4 protein-coding genes are annotated in these 4,394 nt (G+C 64.1%); all 4 read right to left on the bottom strand.

Features of this window, described 5'->3' with window-relative positions; all coding sequences use genetic code 11:
- Positions 1 to 251: Eco29kI family restriction endonuclease (locus B2W70_RS06280; protein ID WP_286743924.1), on the bottom strand; the 251-nt coding region annotated here is incomplete at its 3' end.
- Complete coding sequence (locus B2W70_RS06275; RefSeq protein ID WP_286743922.1) at positions 248 to 1,483, bottom strand: DNA cytosine methyltransferase; 1,236 nt, start codon at positions 1,481 to 1,483, stop codon at positions 248 to 250. The genes B2W70_RS06275 and B2W70_RS06280, both read right to left, overlap by 4 nt.
- 105 nt (positions 1,484 to 1,588) lie before the next feature.
- A complete protein-coding gene (locus tag B2W70_RS06270) occupies positions 1,589 to 2,782 on the bottom strand; it encodes an acyl-CoA dehydrogenase (protein WP_286743920.1) in 1,194 nt (397 codons plus the stop codon).
- 61 nt (positions 2,783 to 2,843) lie between these two features.
- Positions 2,844 to 4,394, bottom strand: a 1,551-nt coding sequence (locus tag B2W70_RS06265) for a long-chain-fatty-acid--CoA ligase (protein ID WP_286743918.1), incomplete at its 5' end; no start/stop codon positions are given.

Below are 4,394 nucleotides of genomic sequence, written 5' to 3'. Positions count from 1 at the left end.
CCACCTTTGCGGCCGCCGGCGGGAATGGCTTTACCCACATAAATGGGAACCGTCGGGCCTTGGCTTTGGTTGACCGCAGCCATCGCCTGATATGCGACGAATGTGCCAGCGTAGTACAAGGCGTAGATGCCGGCACCATGAAACGGCTGCAGCGCATGGAGCGGGATGGCTGGCCGTGCCAGCATGGCATCTGCAACGCTCTTGCCCAGGTTCTCTTTCTCAAGCGGGTTGTACGGCGTGGGCTGAATCATGCGGCAATGGCCTCGAACAAGCGACGCTGTGCAATGTTTCGATGATCTGCTGACAGCAGTTGACATGCCACACTGGCTGCCATTTGTTGGCCCAAGGTGACGGGCACAGCATTGCCAAGCTGTCTCATGGCTTCGCCCCAGGCGCCGTGCAGCTCATAGCTGTCCGGGAAGGCTTGCAAGCGGGCTGATTCCCGGATGCTGAAGTACCGGACCGAGCCATCCAGCCTAACCAGCATGTTCTCGCCGCCTGGCACGCCGTGGCCTCCAGCCTTGAGTGTTTTGGCGGGCAAATCCATGGGGCTGCCGGTGTGGCCAGGATAGACGCGCGCACCCGCTTGAAAGCGATGGTTGAGGTCCAGCCCTCGTCCGTCTTCTCTTGGCTCGGGCAGCCCGATCAAGGCGTCACGCACCGTCCGCCATGCTGCCTTGGTGGGAAGCATGCCAAGCCCTTTCATGCCCGCCACCAAGTTGGCGTGCTTTGCCGGCAGGGCGGGCCGGTGTTTGCTGGCAATTTTGTGCCGATCCCAGTAAGAGCCGTCCACATACTGGTCATACAACAAGGCATCGAGAGAGTGCGTCTCCGCAGGAAATGACCAGCGCGCGTCCACATCGCTGCGGAAACCGACGATGAAGACGCGCTCGCGCTTTTGTGCAACCCCATAGTTCGCTGCGTTGACCAGACCAACGAACAGTCGATAGCTCAGTCCGTTGCCGGAGTTCTTCCTGGATGTTTTGAACTCCTGCAGCCGCTTTTGATGATCGCACCAAGACTCGTCGGACTTTTTGGTGATCTCAGGGAATTCCAGCTGCAATTGGATGTACGAAAAGTACGACGAGAAGCTCGCTCGCGTCAGGCCTTTGACGTTTTCGAACAGGAAGGCGCGTGGACGCAGCTTGCGCACGATGGACACTGCCGCAGGAAACATGTCGCGCGCATCGAGGTTGGCCTGGTGTTTGCCTCCCATCGAAAAGGGCTGACATGGCGGTCCGCCTGCCACAAGGTCCAACCCTTCCATGGACGATGTGTCCACATGGTCGATCCAGTGACGAACATCGCCCTCGAACAAGGGCCACTCTGCAACCAAGGGGTGGCCTCGCTCTTGGTTCTGCCGGATGGAGTCACAAGCCCAGCGGTCCCACTCCACCACGCCCTTGCTCTTGAACCCGGCCAATCCAACGCCCATGGCCAATCCACCGGCGCCGGCAAAGAGCTCTACAGAGGTGAGGGACATGATCGAGTACTGTATTTTTTGACAGTGTTCCAGTGTATCAAACCCATCTCTCCATGGGGCTCGCCCAATCGGGCGTGTGCATGCGCTCCATGGCGGCGATGCAGTTCAAAAAAACGCCTGAATCCCCGTCTGCGCCCGCCCCAGGATCAGTGCATGCACGTCATGCGTGCCCTCGTAGGTGTTGACCACCTCCAGGTTCACCAGGTGGCGAGCCACGCCGAACTCGTCGCTGATGCCATTGCCACCCATCATGTCGCGGGCCAGGCGGGCGATGTCCAGCGCCTTGCCGCAGTTGTTGCGCTTCATGATGGAGGTGATCTCGACCGCAGCGGTGCCTTCGTCCTTCATGCGGCCCAGTCGCAGGCTGCCTTGCAGGCCCAGCGCGATCTCGGTCTGCATGTCGGCCAGCTTCTTCTGGATGAGCTGGTTGGCGGCCAGCGGGCGGCCGAACTGCTGGCGGTCGAGCACGTACTGCCGCGCGCGGAACCAGCAGTCTTCGGCCGCGCCCATGGCGCCCCACGAGATGCCATAGCGTGCGCTGTTCAGGCACGTGAAGGGGCCTTTGAGGCCGCGCACCTCGGGGAAGGCGTTCTCTTCGGGCACGAACACGTCGTCCATCACGATCTCGCCGGTGATGCTGGCGCGCAGGCCCACCTTGCCGAGGATGGCGGGGGCGCTCAGGCCTTTCCAGCCCTTCTCCAGCACGAAGCCGCGGATCTGGTCTTTGCCGTTCTCGTTGCACTGCGCCCAGACCACGAACACGTCGGCGATCGGCGAGTTGCTGATCCACATTTTGCTGCCGCGCAGCGTGTAGCCGCCATCGACCTTGGTGGCGCGCGTGAGCATGCTGGCCGGGTCGGAGCCGTGGTTGGGCTCTGTGAGGCCGAAGCAGCCGATGAACTCGCCGGTGGCCAACTTGGGCAGGTACTTGCGCTTGGTGGCTTCGTTGCCGAAGGCGTTGATCGGCACCATCACGAGTGACGACTGCACGCTCATCATCGAGCGGTAGCCGCTGTCCACGCGTTCCACCTCGCGCGCGATCAGGCCGTAGCTGACGTAATTCAGGCCCGCGCCGCCGTATTCGGTCGGGATGGTGGCGCCCAGCAGGCCCAGCTCGCCCATCTCGCGGAAGATGGCCGGGTCGGTCTGCTCGTTGCGAAAGGCCAGTGTCACTCGGGGCATCAGCTTGCCTTGGGCGTACTCGCGCGCGGCATCCTTGATCATGCGCTCTTCTTGCGTGAGCTGTTCGTCCAGCAGCAGCGGGTCGGCCCAGTTGAAGGTGGCTTTGTTGGCGCTCATGGTGTGTCTCGTGGGTGTGTGATGCAGGGGATGCGCGGTTGGTGGGGCATGCGTGCAGTGTTCAGCATGGCTCGGCCGATTGCAGCTCGCGCCACAGGATCTTGCCTGTGGCCGACTTGGGCAGGCGCTCCGCAAAGGTGACGATGCGCGGTGCCTTGTAGGCGGCCATGTTCGTGTGCGCCCAGTCGACGATGGCGGCTTCGCTGACCTGGCCGCGTGCTTCGGGCTTGAGCACGACGATGGCTTTGACGGTTTCGCCGCGGCGCTCGTCGCGTGTGCCGATCACGCAGGCTTCCTGGATGGCAGGGTGGGCGTAGAGCAGGGCTTCGACCTCGCTGGGCCAGACCTTGAAGCCCGAGGCGTTGATCATGCGCTTGAGCCGGTCGACCATGTGGAAGTAGCCGTCTTCGTCGGTGTGGGCCAGGTCGCCCGTGCGCAGAAATCGCTTGCCGCCGATGGCGACGAAGGCCTCGGCGTTGGCGGTGTCGTTGCGCCAGTAGCCCCGCATCAGTTGCGGGCCGTGGATGACGATCTCGCCCACTTCGCCGGGCGGCAGTTCCTCGAAGGTATCGGTGTTCACCACGCGCGAATCGACGTCGAAGATGGGGATGCCCAGGCACTGCTTCTTGGGGCGCGGAACGGGGTTGATGTGCGTGGCCGCCATGGTCTCCGACAAGCCATAGCCCTCGATGTAGTCGAGGCCGGTGAGCGCCTTCAGGCGCGCGGCCACAGCTTCGGGCATGGCCGCGCCACCTCCGCCGATGCTTTGCAGGCTGCTCAGGTCGGCGCTTTCAATGCCCGGGTGGGCCAGCAGGTCCACCACCATGGTCGAGATCATCTGCGCGGCGGTGATGCGCTGGCGTTGCAGGCACTCGAGCGCGACATCGCGGTCCCAACGGGGCAGGATGACGACGGTGGCGCCCAGGTGCAGCACGCTGTTGAGGCTGCTCTGGAAACCGGTGACGTGGAAGTAGGGCAGGGTGGCGAGGATGACGGCGTCGCGCGGGCTGCCCAGCCACACGCTGCGCGCCACGGTGCCGTACATGACGCTGCGGTGCGTGTGCATGCAGCCCTTGGGGTGGCCGGTGGTGCCCGAGGTGTAGGGCATCACGGCGAGGTCGTCGGGGCCGCCTTGCAGGGGATTAGGCTGGCGGTGCTCGGCCATCGCATCGGCCCACAGCGTCACGCCTTCGGTGGTGATCGGCTGGCGCGGCGCGGCAATGAAATCGGGCACGCGCATGTCGGTCGGCGCGGTCAGGTGGTCGCTGTACGCGGCCACGAGCACGTGCTGCAGGCCTTCGCCGGTGCGGCGGCCCTCATCTAGCAAGGGCGCCACCTGCTCGAACAGGTCTTGCGTGCAGATCAGCACCTTCGCGCCCGCATCCTGGACCAGGTGCCGGAGCTCCTGCGTGCGGTTCATGGGGTTCACCGGCACCAGCACGGCGTCGGCGCGCAGCACACCATACGCGCCGATGGCGAACTGCGGGCTGTTTTGCGTGCACAGCAGCACGCGGTCGCCGCGCTGCACGCCCGCCACCTGTTGCAGCCAGCCGGCCAGCCATTCGGTCTGCTGCCTGAACTGCCCGTGCGTGACGACGCTGTCGTAGAACAC

The organism is Aquabacterium sp. UBA2148 (assembly GCF_002328915.1).
GTDB classification, from domain to species: domain Bacteria; phylum Pseudomonadota; class Gammaproteobacteria; order Burkholderiales; family Burkholderiaceae_C; genus Aquabacterium; species Aquabacterium parvum.
The sequence above is the reverse complement of the archived record's forward strand: the minus strand, read 5'-3'. Positions and strand labels throughout refer to the sequence as shown.

Bases quoted from the DNA above. Each gene is read 5' to 3' on its own strand.
- B2W70_RS06270 (WP_286743920.1), bottom strand. From the start codon at position 2,782: ATGAGCGCCAACAAAGCCACCTTCAACTGGGCCGACCCGCTGCTGCTG.
- B2W70_RS06275 (WP_286743922.1), bottom strand. From the start codon at position 1,483: ATGTCCCTCACCTCTGTAGAGCTCTTTGCCGGCGCCGGTGGATTGGCC.